This window comes from Cupriavidus ulmosensis (genome assembly GCF_977008105.1).
Window position 1 is genome coordinate 1928410 of the sequence record NZ_CDRMWP010000002.1, and the last position, 23386, is coordinate 1951795.

The following is a 23386-nucleotide window of genomic DNA, read 5'->3' on the forward strand; positions in this document are numbered from 1 at the left end:
CCTTTTCTCCGGATCTTGATGACATACGGTATGTGATATATCAATGAACCTCAAGAGAAATCTGCCGTACAGGCTGCAGGTTTCGACGACGCGGCGCAGCATTTAAGCGGAATTGGCGGGATGATGAGCGGAATTGCTGAATCCGCGCGGACTCATTCCATTCCCGCACCAGCCCTTCCGGCCTGCTTCGAACTAGCCTCGGGCCGGTTTCGGATCGGTTCGGACTGACTTCGGCCGCCTCCCGGTCGGCAATGCCGCGCCTCTTTCGCCGCATTTTCGTGTAATGCATTTTCCTTGTTTCTCTTTGATATATTACATACCATATTTCACAGCGCAATCCGGCCGGCAGCCGATCCGCGGCGCCCGGCCCCGCGCCATCACAAGAGCGAGGAGACCCGTGAACATCCACGAATATCAGGCCAAGGAACTGCTGCGGCGGTTCGACGTGGCCGTGCCGCGCGGCGCGGTTGCCTTTACCCCGGAGGAAGCCGCCGGCGCCGCGCGCAAGCTCGGCGGCGCGGTCTGGGTGGTGAAATCCCAGATCCACGCGGGCGGGCGCGGCGCCGGCCGCTTCCGCAACGACCCCGGCGGCAAGGGCGGCGTGCGCGTGGTCAAGTCGGTCGATGCGGTGCGGGCCGAGGCCGGGCAGATGCTCGGCGCCGTGCTGGTCACGAAGCAGACCGGCGAGGCCGGGCGCGAAGTGCGCCGCCTCTATGTGGAGGAAGGCTGCGACATCGCCCGCGAGCTGTACCTGGGCATGCTGATCGACCGCGCCACCTCGCGCGTGACGGTGATGGCCTCCACCGAGGGCGGCATGGAGATCGAGGAAGTCGCCGTGCGCACGCCGGAGAAAATCATCAAGGTGGCGATCGACCCGGCCAGCGGCATCCAGCCCTTCCACGCGCGCCGCCTCGCGTTCGGCCTGGGCCTGTCGGGCAAGCAGGTCGGCGCGGCCTCGCGCTTCATCCTGGCGGCGTACCGCGCCTTCGTCGAGCTGGACGCCTCGGTGGTGGAGATCAACCCGCTGGTGGTCACGCGCGCCGGCGACGTGATCGCGCTCGACGCCAAGTTCAACTTCGACGACAACGCGCTCTACCGCCACCCCGACATCGAGGCGCTGCGCGACGAGACCGAGGAGGACCCCGCCGAGACCGCCGCCGCGCGCCACGGACTGAACTACGTCAGGCTCGACGGCAACATCGGCTGCATGGTCAACGGCGCCGGGCTGGCGATGGCCACGCTGGACATCATCAAGCTGCACGGCGGCGAGCCGGCCAACTTCCTCGACGTGGGCGGCGGCGCCACGCGCGAGCGCGTGACGGCGGCGTTCCGGCTGATCCTCGACGACCCCAAGGTCGAGGGCATCCTGGTCAATATCTTCGGCGGCATCATGCGCTGCGACGTGATCGCCGAAGGCGTGGTGGCGGCCGCGCGCGAGATCGACCTGACCGTGCCGCTGGTGGTGCGGCTCGAGGGCACCAACGTGGAACAGGGCAAGGCCATCCTGCGCGACTCGGGCCTGCCCATCGTGTCGGCGGATCACCTCGCCGACGCTGCCGCGAAAGTGGTCGACGCGGTCCAGGCCGCGCATGCCAAGGGAGGGAAATAAGATGGCCGTACTGATCGATCGAGACACCAGGGTGATCTGCCAGGGCTTCACCGGCGCGCAAGGCACCTTCCATTCCGAACAGGCCGCGGCCTACGGCACGCGCATGGTCGGCGGCGTGACGCCCGGCAAGGGCGGCGAGACCCATCTCGGCCTGCCGGTGTTCGACACCGTGGCCGCGGCGGTGGCGCGCACCGGCGCCGACGCCTCGGTCATCTACGTGCCACCGCCGTTCGCCGCCGACGCCATCCTGGAAGCGGTGGATGCCGGCATCGGCCTGATCGTCTGCATCACCGAGGGCATCCCGGTCATCGACATGGTGCGCGTCAAGCGCGCGCTGTCGGGCTCCGGCAGCCGGCTGGTCGGCCCCAACTGCCCCGGCGTCATCACCCCGGGCCAGTGCAAGATCGGCATCATGCCGGGCCACATCCACCGCCCCGGCAAGATCGGCGTGGTGTCGCGCTCCGGCACGCTGACCTACGAGGCGGTGGCGCAGACCACCGCCGCCGGGCTGGGCCAGAGCACCTGCGTCGGCATCGGCGGCGACCCGGTCAACGGCACCAGCTTCATCGACTGCCTGGAGATGTTCCTGGCCGACGACGACACCGAAGGCATCATCATGATCGGCGAGATCGGCGGCTCGGCCGAGGAAGACGCCGCGCGCTTCCTGCTAGACGCGCGCAGCGGCGGCAAGGTCAAGCCGGTGGCGGGCTTCATCGCCGGCACCACCGCCCCGCCCGGGCGCCGCATGGGACATGCCGGCGCGATCATCTCGGGCGGCATGGGCACCGCGGCGGCCAAGATCGACGCCATGCGCGCGGCCGGCATCCGCGTGGCGCGCTCGCCGGCGGAACTGGGCAAGACGATGGTGGAGGCGATGGGGGCGTCGTGACAGCTGCGGTGTGAGCGATGGCGGTGGCAGCCGTGTGAAGACGGGGGCGGCAGTGCCGAAGACTGAAGACGTCGGCAGCGATGCCGCCGCCGGCTGGCTTGGCGACACCCCGCGACGACTGCCGCTTCTCTCCCCTCTCCCGCGAAGTGGTGGAGAGGGGAGCAAACCCGCGGCAAATCGGACCATATCGGGGATGACGAAGCTATCCGGGATAACGTAGCCATCCCGGATAGCAGCCGCCTGCCGCGGCCTCAGTCCAGAAAATCGCAGTGCTTCTCCACATAGGCCGCGAGGTCCAGCGAGTGCTGCCGCACCAGCCGCTCGGCCAGTTCGGTGTCGCGCTTTTCCAGGGCCTCGATGATGCGCAGGTGATCGACGATCGAGCGCGAGGCGCGGTCGCTCTGCGAGATCGTCATCTTCCGGATGGCGCGCACGTGGACGAAGATGTTCTTGATCGCGTCCATGATGACCTGCGACTTCGACAACTGCACGATGGCCTGGTGGAAGGCGATGTTCGCGTCGGAGTATTCCTCGATGTGCTCGGCCGGCGTGGCGTCGCGGAAGCTGTCGAACATATGGCGCAGCGTGGCGATCTCCGCGTCGCTCGCGTGCAGCGTGGCCAGCCGCGCGGCCATGCTTTCCAGCGCGGCCCAGACCTGGATCATCTCCACGATCTCGCGCTTGGTCTTGCGCATGATGTAGATGCCGCGCCGCGGCACGGTGCGCAGGAAACCCTCCTGTTCCAGCAGCGTCATGGCCTCGCGGATCGGCGTGCGGCTCACGCCGAGCGCTTCGCTCAGGACGCGCTCGTCGAGCCGGATTTCCTCGTCCGACTGGTAGATGTCGGCGTCGGCGATGGCCTGGCGCAGCATGGCGTAGGCCTGGTCGCGCAGGCTGGCGCCCGCGTTGATGGGCTGGAGGGACAGGGTCAGCCCGGCGGGCTGTTCAGCGGATTGGCTTTGCGCAGACATGGATGGGCTCATATTGATACCAGCACCGCGGCGCCCTCGGAAAGCGGCGCCGGCGGCTTGCCGCCTAGCTTACCAAAAGCCGCATGGCATGCGCGGAATGCATAGAAAAATGCACAATTGGCATAAATTCAGCCACATTTAGACGGCGGCGGCCGAGTTGCGTATATGGTATATCACATGGCCGCCACCCGTCTTCATACCTTGCATGGCCCGCATGGCCGGTCTCCGCTATCCGTCTTGCCGCCCACGCGGCGCGGCCACGCTAGGCCGCCCGCGCCAGGGCCGACTGCGCCATCCGCTCGCGCTGCTTGATGAGGCCCAGCACGGCGTCGACCATCGGCGTCGGCTGGCCGACCAGCCGCCCCATTTCCTGCACCACCGTGAGCAGCGGGTCGATTTCCATCGCGCGCCCCGCCTCCAGGTCCTGCAGCATCGAGGTCTTGTGCGCGCCGACCGCGCCGGCGCCGTCGATGCGCCGCTCCACGTCGACGCGGAAATGCACGCCGAAGCGCTCGGCGATGTCCTTGGCTTCCAGCATCATGGCGCGCGACAAGGCCCGCGTGGCCGGGTCGGCGGTGATGATGTCGAGCGTGGCATGCGTCAGCGCGCTGATCGGGTTGAAGCACAGGTTGCCCCACAGCTTGAGCCAGATCTCGTCGCGGATATTGTCGCGGATGGGCGCCTCCAGCCCGGCCGCCACCATCATCTCGCTCAGGTGCGCCACGCGCGCGGACCGGCTGCCATCGGGCTCGCCGAGCGGGAATTTCTTGCCGTAGACATGGCGGATCACGCCGGGCTCGACGATTTCGGCGGCGGGATAGAGCACGCAGCCGATGGCCCGCTCCGGCCCGAACCCGTGCCACTGGCGCCCGCCGGGGTCCACGCTCTGCAGCGTGGTGCCGGCCAGCGGCCCGCCGTGCCGGTGGAAATACCAGTAGGGAATGCCGTTGACGCCGGTCACGATCGCCGTGCCCGGCCCCAGCAACGGCTGCATGAGGTCGACCACACCGGGTACCGAGTGCGCCTTCAGCGTGATGAACACGTAGTCCTGCGGCCCCAGTTCGGCGGGATCGCTGGTGCAGCGCACGCGCGCCACCCGCTCCTCGCCGTCGATCCGCAGGCGCAGGCCGCCGGCCTGCATGGCCGCCAGATGCGGCCCGCGCGCCACCAGGCTGATCTCCGCGCCCGCCAGCGCGAGTTGCGCGCCAAGATAACCGCCGATCGCGCCGGCGCCATAGATACAGATTTTCATGCTGTCGTCTCCCGCTGCCTGATGGATGGAATGATTTTTTTGATATATCACATACTACATTCCACGAAGCAGGAGTCAACCTCAATCGGCGGGCCACAGCCGGTCGACCCGCGCGGCGGGAAAAGGCGAAAAGGCGGCAACGCGGCCAGACCGCACGGTCTGCACTTCACCGCGTCAATCGGAGCGGCAGGCTGCGGGAATCCATTTCCGGCCAAACCCGCCGGCAGCAATGCGGGTCCGCGAGGCGAACGATGCCGGGGCCGTCGACGCCGAACCGGAGCGACTGCCCGCGATCAAGGCTGGGCTCCCGGCTCGCCGCGTGGTAGAACTCGAATCGTGGTTGCCGCGAGAAGTCGTGTCCGACAAGACACCGATGGCAACGGCACATTGATCCGACCCCATGAAAACCAATCTGCACGTCACCGCTGTCCGGCTGCCGCAAGAGAGCACGCTGGCGGCGCGCTTCGGCGAGGCCGATCTCGCGGACGCCTTTGCTGTCACCCTGCCCGCGGGCAGCCCGCTCGACCTGGACGGATGGGCCGCCGCGACCCTGACCCATCCGCCTCGCTGGATCGCCGCGCTGCTCACGATGCGCGATACCGCCGTGCGCGGGCTGGGGCTGAAGACGACCCTCGCCTTGCGCCAGTCGGCTCAGGCGCGTCCCGGGGAATATGTGGACTTCTTTCGGGTGCAGTCGCGCTCCCCGCGCGAGATCGTGATGGGTGAGGACGACCACCACCTGGACTTTCGCTTGTCGTTGCTGCTGCGCGCCTTGCCCGGCGGCAAGGGACACCAGCTCGTGGCGACGACGGTCGTGCATTGCCATAACCGGCTGGGCCACGCTTACCTGACGGCCATCCGGCCTTTTCACCGGCTGGTGGTAAGGTCCAATCTGCGCCGCGCGGCGCTGTGGATTCCCTAGGCGATGCCGATGCGGGTATGCCGCCAGCGCCCGGCGTTCAGGCATCCGTCGAGCGCGTCACCGTTTCCCACTCGTCCATCCCGGCTGCCATAACGGCCAGCTTCTGGCGTACCAGTCCCAGCGCATCGCTGCCCAGCAGCAGGTGGGCCGGCGCCGCCGCGCTATCGACGATGCGCAGCATGGCTTGCGCTGCCTTGGCGGGATCACCGAGCTGCTTGCCGCTTTTTTCTTCGCGGGCCTGGCGGACCGGATCGAACAGCGCGTCATAGTCGGGAATGGACCGGGGCGTGCGGATCATGGAGCGGCCGGCCCAGTCCGTGCGGAACGAGCCGGGAGCAACGGCCGTCACGGCGATGCCGAAGTCCTTCACCTCTTTGCCCACGGCTTCGGAGATGCCTTCCAGGGCGAATTTGCTGCCGCAATAGTAGGCAATGCCCGGCATGGTGATGAAGCCGCCCATCGAGGTGATGTTGATGATGTGCCCGCACCGGCGTTCCCGCATGCAGGGCAGCGCCGCCTTCATCATGGCCACGGCGCCGAACACGTTCACATCGAACTGACGGCGCATTTCGGATAGCGGCGACTCCTCCATCACCCCTTCGTGGCCGTAGCCGGCGTTGTTGACCAACACGTCGATCGGGCCGATCTCCGCCTCGATGCCGGCCACCGCGCCGTCGATGGCGTCGAAGTCGGTCACGTCCAGCACGCGCCCGAAGGCCCGGGCCGGATCGAGAGCCTCGAACGATTGCTTCGCTTCGGCGCTGCGGACGGTGCCGACCACGCGATGGCCGGCGGACAGCGCCTCCCGGGCCAGGGCACGGCCAAAGCCGCTGCTGACGCCGGTGATGAGGAAAGTCTTGGGGGATGACACGGTATGCACTCCTGAAGATCCAGTCAGAAGTGCATAATATTCAGATCGAACTCCCCACGACAGATCGGTTTTTCTGGTTTTATTGCCTATTACTATGACCCGGAACGTTGCCACACATGCCCCCTCGGGGGCCGGCATGATCCCTTTGCTTCGCGCCCTGGCCCCGCAAGAGGGATATAACCTGACCGCGCTGCCGGACGTGCGCATCCTGCGCTCGGACCGGCCCTTGCTGAACACTCCGGTCTTGTACGACCCCGGCCTCGTCCTCGTCTGCCAGGGGACCAAGCGGGGCTACTTTGGCGATGAGGTCTACCTGTACGACGAGCAGCATTACCTGGCGGTCTCGGTGCCGGTGCCCTTCACCATGCAGACGGATGCCACGCCGGCCAGGCCGCTGCTGGCCGTCTATATGCACCTGGATTTCCAGGCCGCGGCCGAACTGATGCTCCAGATCGACCGCACCGGCCTGGCCGAGCCGGCCCAGGCGCCGCGGAGCATGATGTCCAGCCCGATGGACGCAGCCATGCGGGCGTCGCTGCAGCGCCTGCTGGCGGTGTTGAGCCGCCCCCTGGAAGCCGCGGTCCTTGGTCCGGCCGCGGTGCGGGAAGTGTATTTCCGGGTGCTGACCGGCCCGCAGGGACAGGCCATGCGCGCGGCGCTGGCGTTGCAGGGGCAGTTCGGCAAGATCGGCAAGGCGCTGCGGCGCATCCATGCCGGCTACGCGGGCAAACTCGACCTGACGCAGTTGGCGCGGGAAGCCGGCATGAGCGTGCCGACCTTCCACAGCCACTTCAAGGCCGTCACCCGGACCTCGCCCATGCAATACGTGAAATCGACGAGGCTGCACCAGGCCAGGATGCTGATGGTCCGGGAAGGCATGACCGCCGCGGCCGCCTGCCACGCGGTGGGCTACGAGAGTACGTCGCAATTCAACCGCGAGTTCAAGCGCCTGTTCGGCCTGACCCCGGCGATGGAAGTGCGTCGGATGAAGGCGAGCTTCGCCGTGCCGCCGGCGCATCCGGGTTCGGGCTACGTATCGTCCCACTAGGCAGCGCTTTGGCCGGCCGGGCGATATGGCTGGATATGGCTGGTCCTGGAATCCGGCTTGACCCACGACAGGCTTCCCCTGACCGCGCCCGGCGCGCGCAGCACACTCGCGCGGCCGCCTCTGCGCCATCCCTCGACACCTTCAACACGCCCTGCCCGCGCGCCGGTAATGCCGCGGGGAATCGCCGGTCACGCGCTTGAAGGCATTGCTGAAAGCGCTCTCGGATGCGTAGCCGAAACGCGCGGCGAGCACGGCGATCGGCGTGCTCTCGTCGCGCAGCGCCCGCCGCGCCAGACGCATGCGCCATTCGGTCAGCCACGCCAGCGGCGCCGTGCCGGCCACCGCCTTGAAGTGCGTGGCGAACGCGGTGCGGGACATCGCCGCCGCGCCGGCCAGTTCTTCCAGCCGCCATGCCCGGCCGGGCTCGCCATGCATCAGCTGCAGGACCGGCGCGAGCCGCCTGTCGCCGATGGCGCGCAGCCAGCCGCCGTCGAGAGGGACGGAGGTATCGAGGTGCACGCGCAGCATCTGCACGAACATCAGTTGCGCCAGATAGGCCGACGCGAGACGGTTGCCGGGACGATCCGCCGCCAGCTCCCGCACCATCTGGTCGAGCAGCCATTGCAGCACCGCCGCCTGCGGCGACGCGGCCCGGATATGGATCAGCGGCGGCAGCGCCTCGGCCAGCCACGCGCCGTTGACCGGGTCCAGGCGGACATGGCCGCCGATCTGCACGCAGTCGTTGCCGTCGCCGAGCTTCGCCGTCTTGCTGTCGCAGCCGGTGAAGAGGCCGACCGCGTCGAGCGGCGCCAGGTCCGGGTCGCTGGCCAGCACGAAGGCGCGCTGCCCGGACAGCAGGAACACGTCCCCCTGCTCCGCCCGCACCGGCTCGGCCACGCCGTCGATGCGCAGCCAGCAGCCACCCTTGAGCAAGGCGAAGAACTTGAGCTTGTCCGGCTGCGGGAAGCGGATCGCCCACGCCCCGCCCGCGGAGAAACCGCCGGCCACGGCGGGCTGCGCGTCGGCGAGCTTGAGGATGTCGGAAAGCAGGTCGGTCATTATTTCTGAACGAATACGAAAGTATTCGGGATTCTAAAGCATTCATCGTACAGGCCGCCACGCCTACACTGCCGCTACACCTCCATTCCCGAAAGGACACCATGCTTACCCCGCAACAACCGATCGGCTCCGGCTTCGGCGCCGCCTCCACCGCCAGCGAAGTCATCGCCGGCATCGACCTTGCCGGCAAGACCGCGATCGTGACCGGCGGCTATTCCGGCCTTGGCCGCGAGACCGCGCGCGTGCTGCGCGCGGCCGGCGCGCGCGTCATCGTGCCCGCCCGCGACGTGGAACGGGCGCGGACGGCGCTGTCCGACATCGACGTCGAAGTGGAACCGATGGACCTGCTCGATCCGGCCTCGATCGACGCGTTCGCCGCCCGCTTCCTCGCCGCCGGGCAGCCGCTGCACATCCTCGTCAACAGCGCCGGCATCATGGCCGTGCCGACGCTGACCCGCGACGCGCGCGGCTACGAATCCCAGTTCGCCACCAACCACCTCGGTCACTTCCAGCTCACCGCGCGGCTGCTGCCCGCGCTGCGCCAGGCCAGGGGCGCGCGCGTGGTGTCGGTATCCTCGCTCGGCCACCGTTATTCGCCGGTGGTGTTCGACGACCCCGACTACGAGCGCCGCCCCTACGATCCGTGGTCGGCCTACGGCCAGTCGAAGACGGCCAACGTCCTGTTCGCGGTGGCGCTGGACGCGCGCTACCGCGGCGAGGGCATCCGCGCCTTCTCGCTGCACCCGGGCGCCATCGTCGACACCGGCCTCGGCAAATACATCTCGCGCGAGCAACTGATCGCCGCCGGCGTGCTCGACGCGAACGGCAACCCGGTGCGCGACCCGTCGCGGCAACTGAAGACCGTCGAGCAAGGCGCGGCGACCAGCGTCTGGTGCGCGACCAGCCCGCGGCTCGACGGCATGGGCGGCGTCTACTGCGAAAACGTCGAAGTGGCGAGCATCATGGACGGGAAGCCCGAAAGCATGGACATGCGCGACGCCATGCGGCTCGCCGGCGTGATGGCCTACGCGGTCGACCCGGCCGCGGCGGATCGCCTGTGGGCGCTGAGCGAGGCGCGCGTCGGCCGCTGAGCGGCCGCGCCGCAGAGGATTGCGGCGGCTGCGCCGGCCCGGGAAACCGGGCCAGTCAGCGCGCCGCGGTCAACGCGCCGCAGTCAACGCGTTCCAGGCCGCCAGGGAATCCATGTAGTCCCGCCAGTGCCCGATCTTCCGATTCTCGATGGCGATGATCGAGCAGAACCGGTTGTCGTATTTCACGCCCGTCGCGAGAATCACGCCGTGCACCTCGTATTCGATGACGACGGCATGGCCGTCATCGGCCTTGTGCACGATCAGCTTGTCGGCGGACTGAAGTTCGATATGTTCGGCGTAGCCCCGGAAGGCGGCCATCAGGTCGGTCCGCCCCCGGATGACGCGAGGCCAGCCGGGAATGTCGTAAAGCACTTCGTAGACGGTGTCATTCGTCATGACGTCGAAAAAGTGCTCACCCTCGACCAGATCCCCCAGCGCCTCGCGCACCAGGTTGAAGTACGGAGCGGCAGGCTCGTAGGCCGCGTATTTCGACTTGTCCATTCAGGGCGCCCTCCCGCCTGCGATGCTGCCGATGCAATGAGCGTCAAATATAAGCGGTCGGCGAAGTCCACGCCGACTCGGCCCAAAATAAAACGCGGCCCGAAATAAAAAAACCGGCCAGAAGCGCTGCGCTCACCCGAGCGACGCGTTGGCCGGTCTTGCCGCGCGGAATGTCCGCGCCGGGTCCGACGGCGCCGATGCCCGCGCCCGCATTGATCCGTGCCTCGGCACGATCCGCAAAGCCGCGGCCGCATGGCCGTCAAACCGATACTGCAAAGCACTACAAAGCTAGCTGATCGACAACTCAGCCATCAAGCGACGATCGACTATCCACACCGCCGACGATCGCAAACAACAGACTCCAGACTAACTACCGGGCACAGCGACAGCCGCTGGCTCCCCGACGACGATCGCGACTGCCGCGATCAGCCGTTGGCGTAGGCGATCTTTGCCTTGCGTGCCTGGCTTTGCAGACGGCCGAAGACGCGCTGCACGGCGGCGACAGCGCTCTTAACGTCGTCGACGAAACCAGGGCTGCGCGGGCCGAGTTCGCGTTCGATCAGTTCGCGTTCCAGTTGGTCGGTCATCTTGATATCGGATTGCTTGGTCATGATTCACTCCTTAAGGGATAACCCGCATCGGGTTTTCCCTAATTGTAGCAAAAGGAATGTCGCAACGCAGCATTAGGTGATAGTACGTATGTAGGAAAGCAACGAAGTGCACATTGCATTACTTCCAATGCTCTCCATCGCCGACGATCCCGTTTTGTCACTCCTTGAGCGTCACGCTATAGGGAGCCGGTACCCAACTGAAACCGCTCCGCTCGGCCCGTACATGGCCGATCCCCGGAAATGACACGTGCGCGCCGCCGACCATGAAGCCCTCCCTGGCCGCGTCGGCCAGGACGCGGCGGCGCGCCGCCGCGGCGCCGGCGCGGTCGACGTCGTAGTCGATGGTGATGCCGGGATCGCGGAACTGCGCCTCGCTGGCGTGGATGATGTCGCCCCACAGCAATAGCCGCTGGCCCTGGCTCTCGATGAAATAGCCGTTCATGCCGGGCGTGTGGCCGTACAGCGGCACCGAACGCACGCCCGGAAACAACTGGGTGGCGCCATCGAAGGTGCGCAGCCTGCCGGCCGCCACGTACGGGTCCACGGTCTGGTGCGACTGGCGGAAGGTCGTGCGGGCCGCCGCCGGCGCGCGGGCCTCGGCCTCGGCGCTGAGCCACAGGGCCGGGTCGCGCTGGTCCACGTGCACCACGGCATTCGGAAACACCCGCCGCCCGCCGATGCTGAGGCCGCCGGAGTGGTCGCCGTGGATGTGCGTCAGCAGGATGTCGTCGATGTCGCCGGGTTCGTAGCCGGCGGTGCGCAGGTTGTCGACGAGGCGGCCCGTCAGCGGCCCGAACAGTTCGCCGGCGCCGGTGTCGACGAGGATGCGGCGCTCGCCGGTATCGATCAGGAAGCAGTTCACGGAGATCTCGACCGGCAAGGCCTGGTGGGCGGCCGCGAACGCCGCGCGCACGGCTTGCGGGTCGCTCGTGATGGCCGGCACGTCGCGCGGCGCGGTGCCGTCGGACAGTACCGTGACGCGAAACGCGCCGAGCGCGAAGCGATAGAAACCGGGGGCCTGGCGCGCGACCCATCCCGGGCTGGCCGGCCTGTCCGGCGAAGGCGCCACGTCGGCGCCGGCGGGGCTGGCGGCGAGGACGGACATGGAAGCGGTGGCAAGCAGCAGGAAGCGGGAGAAATGCATGGCGGGTCTCGTTCCGGTTATGCGGCGGCCTCTTCGTCAGGCGCCGCACTGGATCTGATATTGGTGCCGAATCGGCGATGAATGGTACGATAACAACGGTCCGCCACCGCGATAAGCCGTCGTTTCCGGCAATCATTGTGCCGCCGATGGCATAATCGGCGTCACCCGCCATCGCTCCTGCCACGCCGCGCGCCGCCCCGACCATGCCCGACATGAACGACACCCTGGTCTTCCTCAAGGTCGTGGAAGCCGGGAGCTTCACCGCCGCCGCGGCCGCGCTGGACCTGCCCAAGACCACGGTCAGCCGCAAGCTGCGCGAGCTCGAGCAGCGGCTCGGCGCGCAGCTCCTGCACCGGACCACGCGCCGCCTCGGCCTGACGGAGGCCGGCACGCTCTATTACGAATCCTGCCGCGCCATTCCCGCCATGCTGGCCAACGCCGATGCCGCGGTGGGCCAGTTGCACGGCGCGCCGCGCGGCACGCTGCGCATCACGGCGTCGTATTCGCTGTCGGTCAGCCTGCTCGGCCCGCTGCTGGCGGAATTCCGCGCCGGCTGCCCGGACGTGCAGATCGACCTCGTGCTCAGCCACCGCACGCTCGATCTGGTCGGCGAGGAAATCGACCTCGCCCTGCGCATGGGCGACCTGCCGGATTCGTCGATGGCGGCGCGCCGGCTCGCGACCTTCCCGAACCGCATCTACGCCAGCCCCGCCTATCTCGCGCGGCACGGCGCGCCGGCCCATCCGGATGCGCTGCGCGAGCACGCGGCGCTGTCCACGCGCGTGGCCCGGCGCGCCGGCGGCCATGCCTGGCCGATGCGCCGCGCGGACGCGGCCGGAAAGCTCGTCGACTACCCGATCCGCCCCGTGATCGAGGCCGACGACCCGGAGGCGCTCAAGGCGCCGCTGTTCGACGGCGCGGGCCTGATGATGGCAACCGACCTCATCATGGCGCGGCATGCCGGACAGGGGCTGGTGGTGCCGGTGCTGCCGGGCTGGCTCGGGCGCTGCCCGGACCTGCACGCCGTGTTCCCGCGCGGGCGCGTGCAGCCGCCCAAGCTGCGCGCGTTCATCGACTTCCTCGTGCCGCGGCTCGAACGGGCGGCGACGGGCGCGCAGCGCTGAACGCGGCGCCGGCATGGCAACGCAACCATATGCCTCCGGTTCCGTCGTCGGCTTGCCGGCCGCGCCCCGCGTCAGGCTGCGTGCGCCGGCCGCCGATGCCCGCCGGACATGCGCCGCGCCGCGCGGCCCCGCCTTTCCGGGGCCGGCGCTTTGTGGCATGTTTGCCGTGGACCGGCCGCCGCCGGCGCAACTCAACAACGGGTAAGTCTGTGGAACTACGACATCTGCGCTATTTCATCGCCGTGGCCGAGCACGAGAGCATTCGCGTGGCGGCGGAGCATGTCCACGTCACGCAGCCCGCCATCTCGCGCCAGATCCACGACCTGGAGGAGGAGCTCGGCTTCGCGCTGTTCGAGCGCACGCCGCGCGGCCTCAGGCTGACCTCGGCCGGCCAGGCCTACCTGCGCGATGCGCGCGCGGCGCTCAACCAGCTCGACGTGGCCGCGCGCGGCGCGCAGCGCATCTCGGCCGGCGTGCAAGGCTACCTGCGCCTGGGCTTCGTCGAGAACAGCGGCTGGGACGGCATCGTGCCGCACGTCTTCCGCCGCTTCCAGGAAGAGGTGCCCGACGTGCGCATCGAGCTGGTGCCGATGAACACGCCGCTGCAGCTCGACGAGATCCGCGCGGGCACGCTCGACGGCGGCTTCATCTACCAGTACGGACCGCTCGCCGAACCGCTCGGCACGCTGCCGCTGACGACGAACGACGTCATGCTGGCCGCGCCGCTCGCCTGGCCCCTGCCGGCGCAGGAAACCGCCCGCGCCCGGCCGGGGCTGCCCGGCGTGGCGCTGCGCCAGATCGCGGACTGGCCGTTCGTGACCTTCCCGCGCGCCACGTATCCGCTCTACTACGACCGTCTGATCGGCGCCTGCCAGGCGTGCGGCATCACGCTCAACGTGGTGCAGGAGGTCTCGACCGAGGCCGCCATGCTGTCGCTGGTCTGCGCCGGCGTCGGCGCGGCCATCGTCAATTCGGCCAACCTCGGCCGCCCGCCCGCGCTGTGCCGCTTCGCCGCGTTCACGGACCTGTCGATCCCGATGCCGCTCGTGTTCGCGCACAAGGCCGATGCGCCCGCGCCCGCGCTTGCGCGCTTCATCCAGACCGTCGAAGCGATGCGACAGGCCGGCGCCGCGCCGGGCTGATGCCTGGAAGGCATCGCCTGCGCCAGAAAACGGTATTTGTCGTCGACCGCCGCGGTCATCAATATGACATGCAGCGCGGCCGCCCCCTCCAGACGCCAACCGGCCGCGCCCGATCCCCCACCGGAGACAAGGCATGCCAGGCCGACCGAACGACCACACCCCTTCCAGGAAAACACTGATCTCGACCGGGATCGACTACGAGCGCGAGGGTTTCCAGACCGGCGTGCTGCGCATCCCCTATTCGCACGACCGCTCCGCCTACGGCCACATTCCCGCGCCGGTCGCCGTGCTCAAGCAGGGCACGGGGCCGACGGTGCTGCTGACCGGCGGCAACCACGGCGACGAATACGAAGGCCCGCTGGCGCTGATGAAGCTGCTGCAGCGCATGCCCGCCATGCGGATCGAGGGCCGGCTGATCGTGATCCCGGCGCTGAACTTCCCGGCGTTCCTGAACGGCTCGCGCACCTCGCCGATCGACCGCGGCAACCTGAACCGGATGTTTCCCGGCGAGCGCAACGGCTCGGTCACGGCGATGATCGCGCACTACGTGGACACCGAGCTCTTTCCGCGCGCCGACGTGGTGCTGGACCTGCACGCCGGCGGCGCCTCGTTCAACCACATGCCCACGCTGCTGGCCGCGCTGCCGCCCGACCCGGCGCGCCGCGCCGAGTACCTGAAGCTGGTCAATGCGTTCGCCGCGCCCCACACCATGATCATGGACCTGCTCGGCGAGGACCGGACCTACGGCGCGGCGGCCGAGCGCCACGGCACCTTGTTCCTGTGCGGCGAGTTCGGCGGCTTCGGCAGCTGCAATGTGGAAGGTCTCGCCATCGTCGAGGACGGGCTGCGCCGCGTGCTCCACGCCACCGGCCTGACGCGCGGCGACAACCCGCCGCCGCCGCGCCACGACACGCGCTTCATCGCCGTGGACGGCACCCGGCACTACCTGTTCGCGCCGCGCCACGGCGTGTTCGAACCCTGCTTCACGCTGGGGCAGCAGGTGGCCGCCGGCGAACTGGCCGGGCGGCTGTTCGATCCCTACGCGCCGTGGGAGCCGCCGCGCGAACTGCATTTCGGCGGCGCCGGCATGGTGGTGTGCGCGCGCAGCTTCGCCGGCGTCGAGCCCGGCGACTGCATCGCCCTGCTGGCCGCCCCCGCCACGCTGTAGCCGACAGCCCCGCCGGGACCGGCGCGCCTTCCCTGGCGCGCGCCGGCCCGCCCTCCGCCCTTACGAGGAAACCTTCATGCACTCCGCCCCCGAAGCCGCGCCGGCCCTGCAAGCCGGCGCGCCCGGCGCCGACGCGCCGGTGATCGAAGACACCGGCACCGCGTTCTCGCATGGATACATCGTATTCATGTTCTTCGTGTGCTTTGCCTTTTCCTATATCGACCGGCAGGTCGTCAGCATCCTGGTGCAGCCGCTCAAGGCATCGCTGCTGCTCAGCGACACCCAGATCGGCCTGCTGCAGGGCGCGACCTTCACGCTCTGCTACGCCACCGCCGGCGTGTTCGTGGCGCGGCTGGTGGACCGCTCCAACCGCGTGCGCCTGAGTGCGGCCTGCGTCGCCATCTGGGCCATCTCCACGGCCATGTGCGGCACCGCCGGCAGCTTCGGCGAACTGCTGGTCTGGCGCGCCGGCACGGCCATCGCCGAAGCCGCGCTGAGCCCGGCCGCGCTGTCCATCTTCAGCGACATGTTCCCGCCGCGCAAGGTCACGCGCGCCAGCAGCGTGTTCATGCTCGGGCCCTACATCGGCGGCGGCGTCGCCCTGCTCGGCGGCGGCGCGCTGCTGGGCTGGATGGACCAGCCCGCGATGGCCGGCTGGCTGGCCAGGCAGGGCCTGCAGCCGTGGCAGGTGGTCTTCTTCCTGGTCGGGCTGCCCGGCCTGGCGCTCGCGGCGCTGGTGCTGGCGACGATCCGCGAGCCGGCGCGGCGCGGGCTGCCGGCCGCGCAGGGCGCCGCCGGGGCCGCGCCGCCGATCGGCGAAGTCCTGCGCGAGCTGTTCGTGCGCAACCGCTTCTGCCTGCCCTATTTCTTCGGCTACGTCGCGCTCATCCTGCTGTTCTACTCCCACGCCGCGTGGTTCCCGACCCTGCTGATCCGCAGCTTCGGCCTGTCCGCCAGCGCGGTCGGCAAGCTGACCGGCCCGGTCTACATGATCGGCGGCATGGCGGGCGTCGTCAGCGCGAGCCTGTTCGTGGGCAAGGTCGACGACCGCGATGCGCTGCGCAAGGTGCTGCGCATCGCCTGCGGCGCGGCCGCCCTGCTGGTGCCCGCCGCCTGCGCGGCGCCGCTCGCGCCGGCGATGTGGCTGTCGCTGGCGCTGTACGGCCTGTGCGCGTATGCCGCCAGCATCGTCATGGCGCTGGCGCCGGTGCCGCTGCAGATCGCCATTCCCAACCGCATGCGCGGCCGCGCGGTGGCGCTGCTGGTGTTCCTCACCAACGCCATCAGCGGCGGGCTGGGACCGTTCGCGGTGGGCGCCATCAACGAATGGCTGGGCCATCCCAGGGCCGGGCTGGCGATCGCCCTGGCCATCGTCGGCACCGCCGCCGCGGCCGCCAGCGCGCTGCTGTATTTCATCGCCGCCCGGCGGGCCGGCGGCGGCATCGAGGGAGCGCGCTGATTCGAGATCGAGGTGCCGGCCTGCCGCGACGGGGCGCATCGGGCCTGAGCAAGGACGCACGCCTACCCCGGCGCGATCGCTTCCTTCAGCAGCGCGATCAGCGCCTCGGCCGCGGTCGACGGGCGGGCGTTCCAGCGGCGGATCAGCGAGATCGGGTGGCTGTAGTCGGCCGCCGGCAGCAACACCGAGGCCAGCCCGATGTCCGACACGAAGCTCATCACGTAGCCGGGCAGCACCGCCACGCCGACGCCGGCCTTCACCATCCCCAGCACGGAGAGGACGGTGCCGACCTCGATCACGGACACGTAGCCCAGCCCCTTCTGTCCGTACACGCGGTCGACGGTGCGGCGCACGCTGAAGGACGGATGCATGGAGACGTGCGGATAGGCGCTGAGCGCGTCCCAGGAGACGCGCTTTTTCTTCGCCAGTTCATGGTCCCTGGCGCAGATGGCGTACATGGACTCGTCGTAGAGCCGCTCGATGGCGAGCTTGGGATGGGTCTGCTCGATCGAGACCAGGCCGAAGTCCGCCTTGCCGTTGACCACGTAGTCGATGGTCTCGTCGGTGGAGAGTTCGTGCAGCCCGATGCGCACGCCCGGGTGCGCCGCGTGGAAGCGGCTGACCGGGCCGGTCAGCAGGCCCTGCGTCATCATCGGCGAGGCCGCCACGCGGACCTCGCCCTGCTCCAGGCTCAGCAGCCCGTTGAGGCTGCGCTCGGCGGCGTCCATCGTGCCGAGGATCTCGCACGCATAGCCGTAGAGGTGGTCGGCCAGCATGGTGGGCTCCACCTTGCGGGTGGAGCGCTCGAACAGGCGGTGCCCGACCTTGGCCTCCATTTCCTGGCAGAGCTTGCTGACCGCGGACTGCGTCATGTGCACCGCTTCGGAGGCGGCGCTGAAGCTGCGCAGTTCGTACACCACGCGGAAAACGCGGAACTCCCGGATCGTCAGGTTCATGATGGCGCGGCCGTGTGCGAAAGCGCCGGATGACGCCCTGCGGCCGGACCGCCGCCGCGAGGGCGCCGCCCGGCGCCCCCGATCTTACAAGAGAACCCCGCGCCGGCTCACGCCGGGCGCTTGCGGTTGAGGAAGCGCTGCATGTACTGGTCCGGCTCGGCGCCTTCGTAGACCGCGCCGAACATGGCGATGCTGTCCTTCAGGCCGCGCTCGAGCGCCGGGTTCTCCCAGCCGCGCAGCAGCGCCTTCTGCGCGCGCACGGCGGCCGGGCCGCATTCGAGGATCTCGCCCACCGCGTGCGCGATGGCGGCGTCGAGCGCGTCGGGCTCGGCCAGCTCGTTGAGGAAGCCCCACGCGTGCGCCCTGGCCGCGTCGATGGCGGCGCCGGACAGCAGCAGCCAGCGCGTGTTGCCTTCGCCGATCAGGCGCGGCAGCAGGTTGGCGTGGATCACCGAGGGGATGCCGATGCGCACCTCGGGCATGGAAAAATGCGCCGCGGTCGATCCCACGCGGATGTCGCAGGCCGCCGCCAGCTCCATGCCGCCGCCCATGCACCAGCCGGCCAGGCGCGCGAAGGTCGGCACCGGAAAGTCGCGCACCGCTTCGCACAGGTCGTGCAGGCGCGTGATGAAGGCCACCGCGGTGTCGGGATCGAGCCGGGCCAGTTCCTTGATGTTGGCGCCGCCGATGAAGGCCTTGTCGCCGCTGCCGCGGATCACCAGCGCGCGCACCTGCGGGTCGCGCGCCAGCGTGCGCAGCAGGCGGGTCAGCTCGACGATGGTGTCGGAGTCGAGGATGTTGAGCGAGGTGCCGTTGGCGATCTGGATGGTGGCGACGCCCTGCGCGGACGTGGCGAGCGTGACATGGTGAAGCGTCTGCATGAGGGGAATTCCCGGATGATGGTTGGATTCAGCGGTCCGCCGGCTCGATCTGCCCGCGCGGCACGGTCTGCGTGGCTTGCGCGGCTTGTGCTGTGTGCGCGCCAAGCTCGGGCGCCGCGGCGCCGCCACGCGCGGATGCCGTGGATGCCGCGGGCGAGCGGAAGCGCGCGGCGATGCGGCGCGTGCCGTGCGCGGCCCCGCCGGTGTCTTCCTCGAAGAAGCCGACGGCGCGCAGGTGCGGGTCGTCGAGCAGGTCTTCGACGCGGTTGACCGGGCTGCACGGGATGTCGGCCGCCGCCAGCAGCGCCAGCCAGTCGGCGCTGGTGCGCGTGGCCAGCACCCCGGCCAGGTAGCCGTAGATGGCGTCGTAGTTCTCGGCGCGCGCGGCGGCGGTCTGGAAGCGCGCGTCGGCCTCGAACGCGGCGAGGTCGCCGATGGCTGCGAAGAACGCGCGCCAGTGCTTGTCGTTGTACACCACCGCGGCGATGTGGCCGTCCAGCGTGCGGTAGGGGCGCCGGTGCGGCGTCAGCAGCCGGCTGTAGCCCATCGGGCCGGCCGGCGGCAGGAAGCTCGCGCCGCCGAGGTGGTCGCCCAGCACGAACGCGGCCACGGTCTCGAACATCGAGACCTTCACGGATTCGCCCTGCCCCGTCTGCCGGCGGCGATAGAGCGCGGCCAGCGTGGCATGCGCCGCGGTCAGGCCGGTGACGCGGTCGGCGATCAGGGTCGGCACGTACATCGGCGCGCCGCCCGACTGGCGCGCGAACAGCTCGGCCAGGCCGGTCTGCGCCTGGATGATGTCGTCGTACGCGGCGCGGCCCTCGTAGGGGCCGTCGGCGGCGTAGCCGGTCAACTCGACGTGAACGACCGACGGATGCAGGCGCCGCACCGCGGCTTCGTCCAGGCCCAGGCGGCGCATCGCCTGCGGGCGCACGTTGTGGATGAACACGTCGAAGCCGGGCAGCATGGCGCGCAGCGCGTCCTGGTCCTGCGCGCGCTTGAGGTCGAGCACCACCGAGCGCTTGCCCTGGTTGGCATGCAGGAACATGGCGCCCATGCCCGGCGCGCGCTTGGCCCCCGCGTGGCGCATCACGTCGCCCTCGGGCGGCTCCACCTTGACCACCTCGGCGCCGTAGTCGGCCAGGATCTGGGTGCATACCGGCCCCATCACGACCGAGGTCAGGTCGAGCACGCGCACCCCTTCGAGCGGCGCCGGCTGGCTGAACGGCTGCGTCATTGCTGCTCGACTCCCGCCCTGGCCGCGCGCGCCGTCCAGATGTCGCGCTGCGCCAGCGCGAAGGCGCCGTGCTCCCTGATGCCGCTCGGGCTGGCCACCATGCCCAGGCGGGCGAGCTTTTCCTTCACCTGCGGGTCGGACAAGGCCGCGCCGACTTCCTTGTTCCAACGCTCGGTCACGCTCGCGGGCGTGCCCGCGGGCGCCGCCAGCCCGACCCAGACCACGAGGTCGAAGTCCTTGTAGCCGGCCTCCGTCATGGTGGGAATGCCGGGCAGGTCGGGCGAGCGCCGCGGGCTGGAGATGGCCAGGCCGGCCAGCTTGCCGCCCTTGAGGAAGCTCGTCACCACCGAGGTGTCCGCTAGCATGTAGTCGATCTGGCTGCCCATCAGGTCCGTGACCGCGGGCGGCTGGCTCTTGTACGGAATGCCCTCGGAGGGCGCGTCGGCCACCATGCTGAAGGTCGCCGCGGCGATCTGCGCGGAGCCGCTGCCGTAGCCGTAGCGCAGCGGCGCCTTGCGGGCCTGGGCGGCCAGTTCCTTCGCGGTCTTGTAGGGCGCGTCGGGGCGCGTCACCAGCACCATCGGGATGGTGGCGATGCGCGTGATGTGGACGAAGTCCTTGATCGGATCGTAGCCGGGATGGCGGTACAGCGCGCCGATGCCGGAATGGGTGGCGCTGCTGGTCAGCAGCAGGGTGTAGCCGTCGGGCGCGGCCTTGGCCACGTAGGCCGAGCCGATGATACCGTTGGCGCCGGGGCGGTTGTCCACCACGATGGTGCCGAGCTTGTCGCGCACCGCCTCGGCGACGATGCGCGCCGCGGTGTCGGACGCGCTGCCGGCGCCGAACGGCACCACCAGTTTCACCGGGCGGGCCGGATAGGCCTCCCCGTCCTGCGCGAAAGCGGCGTGGGCCAGCGCGGCCGATGCCACCAGCAAGGCTGCGAATCTCTTCATGCCATGTCTCCTCATCGTCTGTTCTGTTTTGATGGGGGCATCCTATTCGCAGCCCGCCGCGCGTCACAAGCGAATGGTTTTCATAAACCTATCCCGGCATGGAATGAATGCGTGGCGCGCCCGCGGCAGCCGGCACGGCCATTCCGGCACGACGCAGGCGCCGCGCCACCCTCCTCAAGCGCCGCGCGACGCGGTACTATCAGGCCATCGTGTCGCCGCCGGTGGCGACCCATACAAGAAAAAGGATTGAAGTCGAATATGGCCGAAGGCTCGGGTGTCCCACTGCAGACCGCCCCGTCCCTCCCCTTGCCGTCGAGTGATGCAAAAGGCGCCCCCGCGGATTTCCTCGCCAGCGCCGATGCCCGGCAGACCTTCCTGAACCGCATCGCCAGCCAGCTGGAGTTCAACCACCGCGTGCTGCTCCAGGCCGCGGACCCCGAGGTCCCGCTGCTGGAGCGGCTGCGCTTCCTGTGCGTGTTCAGCAGCAATCTCGACGAGTTCTACGAGATCCGCGTGGCCGGCCTCAAGGAGCAGATCAAGCTGCAGTCCGCGCTGCCCGGCCCGGACGGGCTGGACCCGCGCCAGGTCTACGCGCTGCTCGGCGCGCGGGCGCGCAAGCTGGTGGCGGAGCAATACCGGCTGTTCAACGACGTGCTGGTGCCGGAGCTGGCCACCGAGGGCATTCGCTTCCTGCGGCGCCCGCACTGGTCCGCCGAGCAGGCCGAGTACATCCGCGAGTTCTTTTTCCGCGAGCTGATGCCGATGCTCACCCCGATCGGCCTCGACCCGGCGCACCCGTTCCCGCGCGTGCTCAACAAGAGCCTGAACTTCGCCGTGGAGCTCGAAGGCAAGGACGCCTTCGGCCGCGAAGCCGGCGCCGCCATCGTGCAGGCGCCGCGCGCGCTGCCGCGCGTGATCCTGCTGCCAAGCAAGATCTCGGGCTGCCCGCACGGCTTCGTGTTCCTGTCGTCGATCCTGCATGCGCACGTGGGCGAGCTGTTTCCCGGCATGCGCGTGCGCGGCTGCTACCAGTTCCGCGTCACCCGCAACAGCGAGCTGTTCGTCGACGAGGACGAAGTGCGCAACCTGCGCGACGCGCTGCAGGGCGAGCTGCCGCAGCGGCACCTGGGCGACGCGGTGCGCCTCGAGGTGGCGGACAACTGCTCGCCCAAGATGACGCGCTTCCTGCAAGGCCAGTTCGGGCTGGAAGAGACCGAGGTCTTCGCCGTCAACGGGCCGGTCAATCTCGTGCGGCTGCTGCCGGTGCCCGACAGCGTCGCGCGCGACGACCTCAAATACCCGCCGTGCCGGCCCGGCCTGCCGAAGGCGCTCCAGCAGGAGCAGACCGACATGTTCCGCGCCATCCGCGACGGCGACATCCTGCTGCACCACCCCTATCAGTCGTTCGCGCCCGTGGTGGACTTCATCCGCCAGGCCGCCGAAGACCCGGACGTGATGGCGATCAAGCAGACGGTGTACCGCGCCGGCAACGACTCGGCCCTGCTCGACGCGCTGATCGGCGCGGCGCGGCGCGGCAAGGAAGTCAGCGTGGTGGTGGAGCTGCTGGCCCGCTTCGACGAGGAAGCCAACATGAACTGGGCCGCGCAGCTCGAGGAAGCCGGCGCGCACGTGGTGTACGGCGTGGTGGGCTACAAGGCGCACGCCAAGATGGCGCTGGTGGTGCGGCGCGAGGGCGGCAAGCTGCGCCGCTACGTGCATCTTTCCACCGGCAACTACCATTCGCAGACCGCCCGCAACTTCACCGACATCGGCCTGTTTACCTGCAAGGAAGCCATCGCCGCCGACGTGGCCAACGTGTTCTCGCAACTGACCGGGCTCGGCCATCCCGGCACGCTCGGGCACCTGTGGCAATCGCCGTTCACCATGCACGCGGCGCTGATCGAGGCCATCCGCCGCGAGGCCAGGCACGCCAGGGCCGGCCGCAAGGGCCTGATCATCGCCAAGATGAACGCGCTGCTGGAGCCGAAGATCATCGAGGCGCTGTACCAGGCTTCGTGCGACGGCGTGAAGATCGAGCTGATCGTGCGCGGCGCCTGCGCGCTGCGGCCCGGCCTGCCGGGGCTGTCGGAGAACATCCGGGTGCGCTCCGTGCTCGGCCGCTTCCTCGAGCACGAGCGCATCTTCTATTTCTACAACGACAAGGCCGAGGACGTGCGCCTGTCCAGCGCCGACTGGATGGAGCGCGACTTCTTCCGCCGCGTCGAGATCTGCTTCCCGGTGCTGGACAAGGCCCTCAAGAAGCGCGTGATCGAGGAAGGCCTCAAGCGCTATCTCAAGGACAACCGCGATACCTGGGAGCTGGAGCCGGACGGCAGCTACCGGCGCCGGCGCGGCCGCCGGCTGGTGTCCGCCCAGGACACGCTGATGAACCAGCTGGCGTAGCGCCCTCGACATCGCCCGCGTCCGGGCCGGCCGGCGCGGCATCCGCCACGCTTTCCCAACCTCATCACCCATTGCCGCAACCGGCACTGCCGCCG

General features: G+C 69.3%; 21 protein-coding genes. 10 read left to right on the top strand and 11 right to left on the bottom strand.

Going from position 1 to position 23386, the window contains the following annotated elements; genetic code table 11:
• The first annotated feature begins 397 nt into the window (after positions 1 to 397).
• Both sucC and sucD read left to right on the top strand, forming a co-directional pair.
• The gene (sucC, locus tag ACWTPI_RS28285) at positions 398 to 1609 is read left to right on the top strand and encodes an ADP-forming succinate--CoA ligase subunit beta (RefSeq protein WP_454733386.1); all 1212 of its coding nucleotides are present in this window, start codon (positions 398 to 400) and stop codon (positions 1607 to 1609) included.
• A 1-nt stretch (position 1610) separates the two neighbouring features.
• Positions 1611 to 2498 (top strand): succinate--CoA ligase subunit alpha, encoded by an 888-nt coding sequence (gene sucD / locus ACWTPI_RS28290; protein ID WP_454733387.1) that lies wholly within the window; start codon positions 1611 to 1613, stop codon positions 2496 to 2498.
• A gap of 251 nt (positions 2499 to 2749) precedes the next feature.
• Here the strand turns inward: sucD and ACWTPI_RS28295 are convergent, their stop codons facing one another.
• Both ACWTPI_RS28295 and ACWTPI_RS28300 read right to left on the bottom strand, forming a co-directional pair.
• Positions 2750 to 3469 (bottom strand): GntR family transcriptional regulator, encoded by a 720-nt coding sequence (locus tag ACWTPI_RS28295; RefSeq protein ID WP_020201109.1) that lies wholly within the window; start codon positions 3467 to 3469, stop codon positions 2750 to 2752.
• Between the two features lie 262 nt (positions 3470 to 3731).
• Positions 3732 to 4721 carry a 2-dehydropantoate 2-reductase gene (locus tag ACWTPI_RS28300; RefSeq protein WP_454733388.1) on the bottom strand — a complete coding sequence of 330 codons (990 nt, stop codon included), beginning with the start codon at positions 4719 to 4721 and terminating at the stop codon, positions 3732 to 3734.
• Positions 4722 to 5121: 400 nt separating this feature from the next.
• Here ACWTPI_RS28300 and ACWTPI_RS28305 point away from each other — a divergent pair, with 400 nt between their 5' ends.
• Positions 5122 to 5643 carry a DUF2867 domain-containing protein gene (locus ACWTPI_RS28305; protein WP_454733389.1) on the top strand — a complete coding sequence of 174 codons (522 nt, stop codon included), beginning with the start codon at positions 5122 to 5124 and terminating at the stop codon, positions 5641 to 5643.
• Between the two features lie 37 nt (positions 5644 to 5680).
• Here ACWTPI_RS28305 and ACWTPI_RS28310 read toward each other — a convergent pair whose 3' ends face one another.
• Entirely contained in the window at positions 5681 to 6514 is an 834-nt protein-coding gene (locus tag ACWTPI_RS28310; RefSeq protein ID WP_454733390.1) for an oxidoreductase, read from the bottom strand.
• Between the two features lie 136 nt (positions 6515 to 6650).
• Here ACWTPI_RS28310 and ACWTPI_RS28315 point away from each other — a divergent pair, with 136 nt between their 5' ends.
• Positions 6651 to 7562: an AraC family transcriptional regulator gene (locus ACWTPI_RS28315; RefSeq protein WP_020201105.1), complete on the top strand. Its 912-nt coding sequence runs from the start codon at positions 6651 to 6653 to the stop codon at positions 7560 to 7562.
• Between the two features lie 141 nt (positions 7563 to 7703).
• Here the strand turns inward: ACWTPI_RS28315 and ACWTPI_RS28320 are convergent, their stop codons facing one another.
• On the bottom strand, positions 7704 to 8621 hold the full coding sequence (locus ACWTPI_RS28320) for an AraC family transcriptional regulator (protein ID WP_454733391.1): 918 nt from the start codon (positions 8619 to 8621) through the stop codon (positions 7704 to 7706).
• 101 nt (positions 8622 to 8722) lie between these two features.
• Here ACWTPI_RS28320 and ACWTPI_RS28325 point away from each other — a divergent pair, with 101 nt between their 5' ends.
• A complete protein-coding gene (locus tag ACWTPI_RS28325; protein WP_454733392.1) occupies positions 8723 to 9712 on the top strand; it encodes an oxidoreductase in 990 nt (329 codons plus the stop codon).
• Between the two features lie 69 nt (positions 9713 to 9781).
• On the opposite strand, the gene ACWTPI_RS28330 is transcribed toward ACWTPI_RS28325, so the two are convergent.
• From ACWTPI_RS28330 to ACWTPI_RS28340, 3 genes are all read right to left on the bottom strand, one after another.
• Positions 9782 to 10213: a nuclear transport factor 2 family protein gene (locus tag ACWTPI_RS28330; RefSeq protein WP_020201102.1), complete on the bottom strand. Its 432-nt coding sequence runs from the start codon at positions 10211 to 10213 to the stop codon at positions 9782 to 9784.
• Between the two features lie 425 nt (positions 10214 to 10638).
• A complete protein-coding gene (locus tag ACWTPI_RS28335) occupies positions 10639 to 10824 on the bottom strand; it encodes a hypothetical protein (protein WP_020201101.1) in 186 nt (61 codons plus the stop codon).
• A 157-nt stretch (positions 10825 to 10981) separates the two neighbouring features.
• Positions 10982 to 11968 (bottom strand): MBL fold metallo-hydrolase, encoded by a 987-nt coding sequence (locus tag ACWTPI_RS28340; protein ID WP_454733393.1) that lies wholly within the window; start codon positions 11966 to 11968, stop codon positions 10982 to 10984.
• 212 nt (positions 11969 to 12180) lie between these two features.
• Here ACWTPI_RS28340 and ACWTPI_RS28345 point away from each other — a divergent pair, with 212 nt between their 5' ends.
• From ACWTPI_RS28345 to ACWTPI_RS28360, 4 genes are all read left to right on the top strand, one after another.
• Positions 12181 to 13092, top strand: coding sequence for a LysR substrate-binding domain-containing protein (locus tag ACWTPI_RS28345; protein WP_454733394.1), 912 nt, complete (start codon positions 12181 to 12183; stop codon positions 13090 to 13092).
• Between the two features lie 209 nt (positions 13093 to 13301).
• Positions 13302 to 14234, top strand: coding sequence for a LysR family transcriptional regulator (locus ACWTPI_RS28350; protein WP_020201098.1), 933 nt, complete (start codon positions 13302 to 13304; stop codon positions 14232 to 14234).
• 133 nt (positions 14235 to 14367) lie between these two features.
• Positions 14368 to 15402, top strand: coding sequence for a succinylglutamate desuccinylase/aspartoacylase family protein (locus tag ACWTPI_RS28355; RefSeq protein ID WP_020201097.1), 1035 nt, complete (start codon positions 14368 to 14370; stop codon positions 15400 to 15402).
• A gap of 76 nt (positions 15403 to 15478) precedes the next feature.
• Positions 15479 to 16861, top strand: coding sequence for an MFS transporter (locus ACWTPI_RS28360; RefSeq protein ID WP_454733395.1), 1383 nt, complete (start codon positions 15479 to 15481; stop codon positions 16859 to 16861).
• 62 nt (positions 16862 to 16923) lie between these two features.
• On the opposite strand, the gene ACWTPI_RS28365 is transcribed toward ACWTPI_RS28360, so the two are convergent.
• From ACWTPI_RS28365 to ACWTPI_RS28380, 4 genes are all read right to left on the bottom strand, one after another.
• Complete coding sequence (locus ACWTPI_RS28365; protein WP_020201095.1) at positions 16924 to 17817, bottom strand: LysR family transcriptional regulator; 894 nt, start codon at positions 17815 to 17817, stop codon at positions 16924 to 16926.
• A gap of 107 nt (positions 17818 to 17924) precedes the next feature.
• Positions 17925 to 18698 carry an enoyl-CoA hydratase gene (locus ACWTPI_RS28370; RefSeq protein WP_020201094.1) on the bottom strand — a complete coding sequence of 258 codons (774 nt, stop codon included), beginning with the start codon at positions 18696 to 18698 and terminating at the stop codon, positions 17925 to 17927.
• Between the two features lie 28 nt (positions 18699 to 18726).
• Positions 18727 to 19935, bottom strand: a complete 1209-nt coding sequence (locus ACWTPI_RS28375; RefSeq protein ID WP_454733396.1) for a CaiB/BaiF CoA transferase family protein — start codon at positions 19933 to 19935, stop codon at positions 18727 to 18729.
• On the bottom strand, positions 19932 to 20888 hold the full coding sequence (locus ACWTPI_RS28380; protein ID WP_059411526.1) for a Bug family tripartite tricarboxylate transporter substrate binding protein: 957 nt from the start codon (positions 20886 to 20888) through the stop codon (positions 19932 to 19934). Before ACWTPI_RS28380 ends, ACWTPI_RS28375 begins: the two co-directional genes overlap by 4 nt.
• Before the next feature lie 258 nt (positions 20889 to 21146).
• Here ACWTPI_RS28380 and ppk1 point away from each other — a divergent pair, with 258 nt between their 5' ends.
• Complete coding sequence (gene ppk1, locus ACWTPI_RS28385) at positions 21147 to 23291, top strand: polyphosphate kinase 1 (protein ID WP_454734033.1); 2145 nt, start codon at positions 21147 to 21149, stop codon at positions 23289 to 23291.
• The last annotated feature ends 95 nt before the right edge of the window (positions 23292 to 23386 follow it).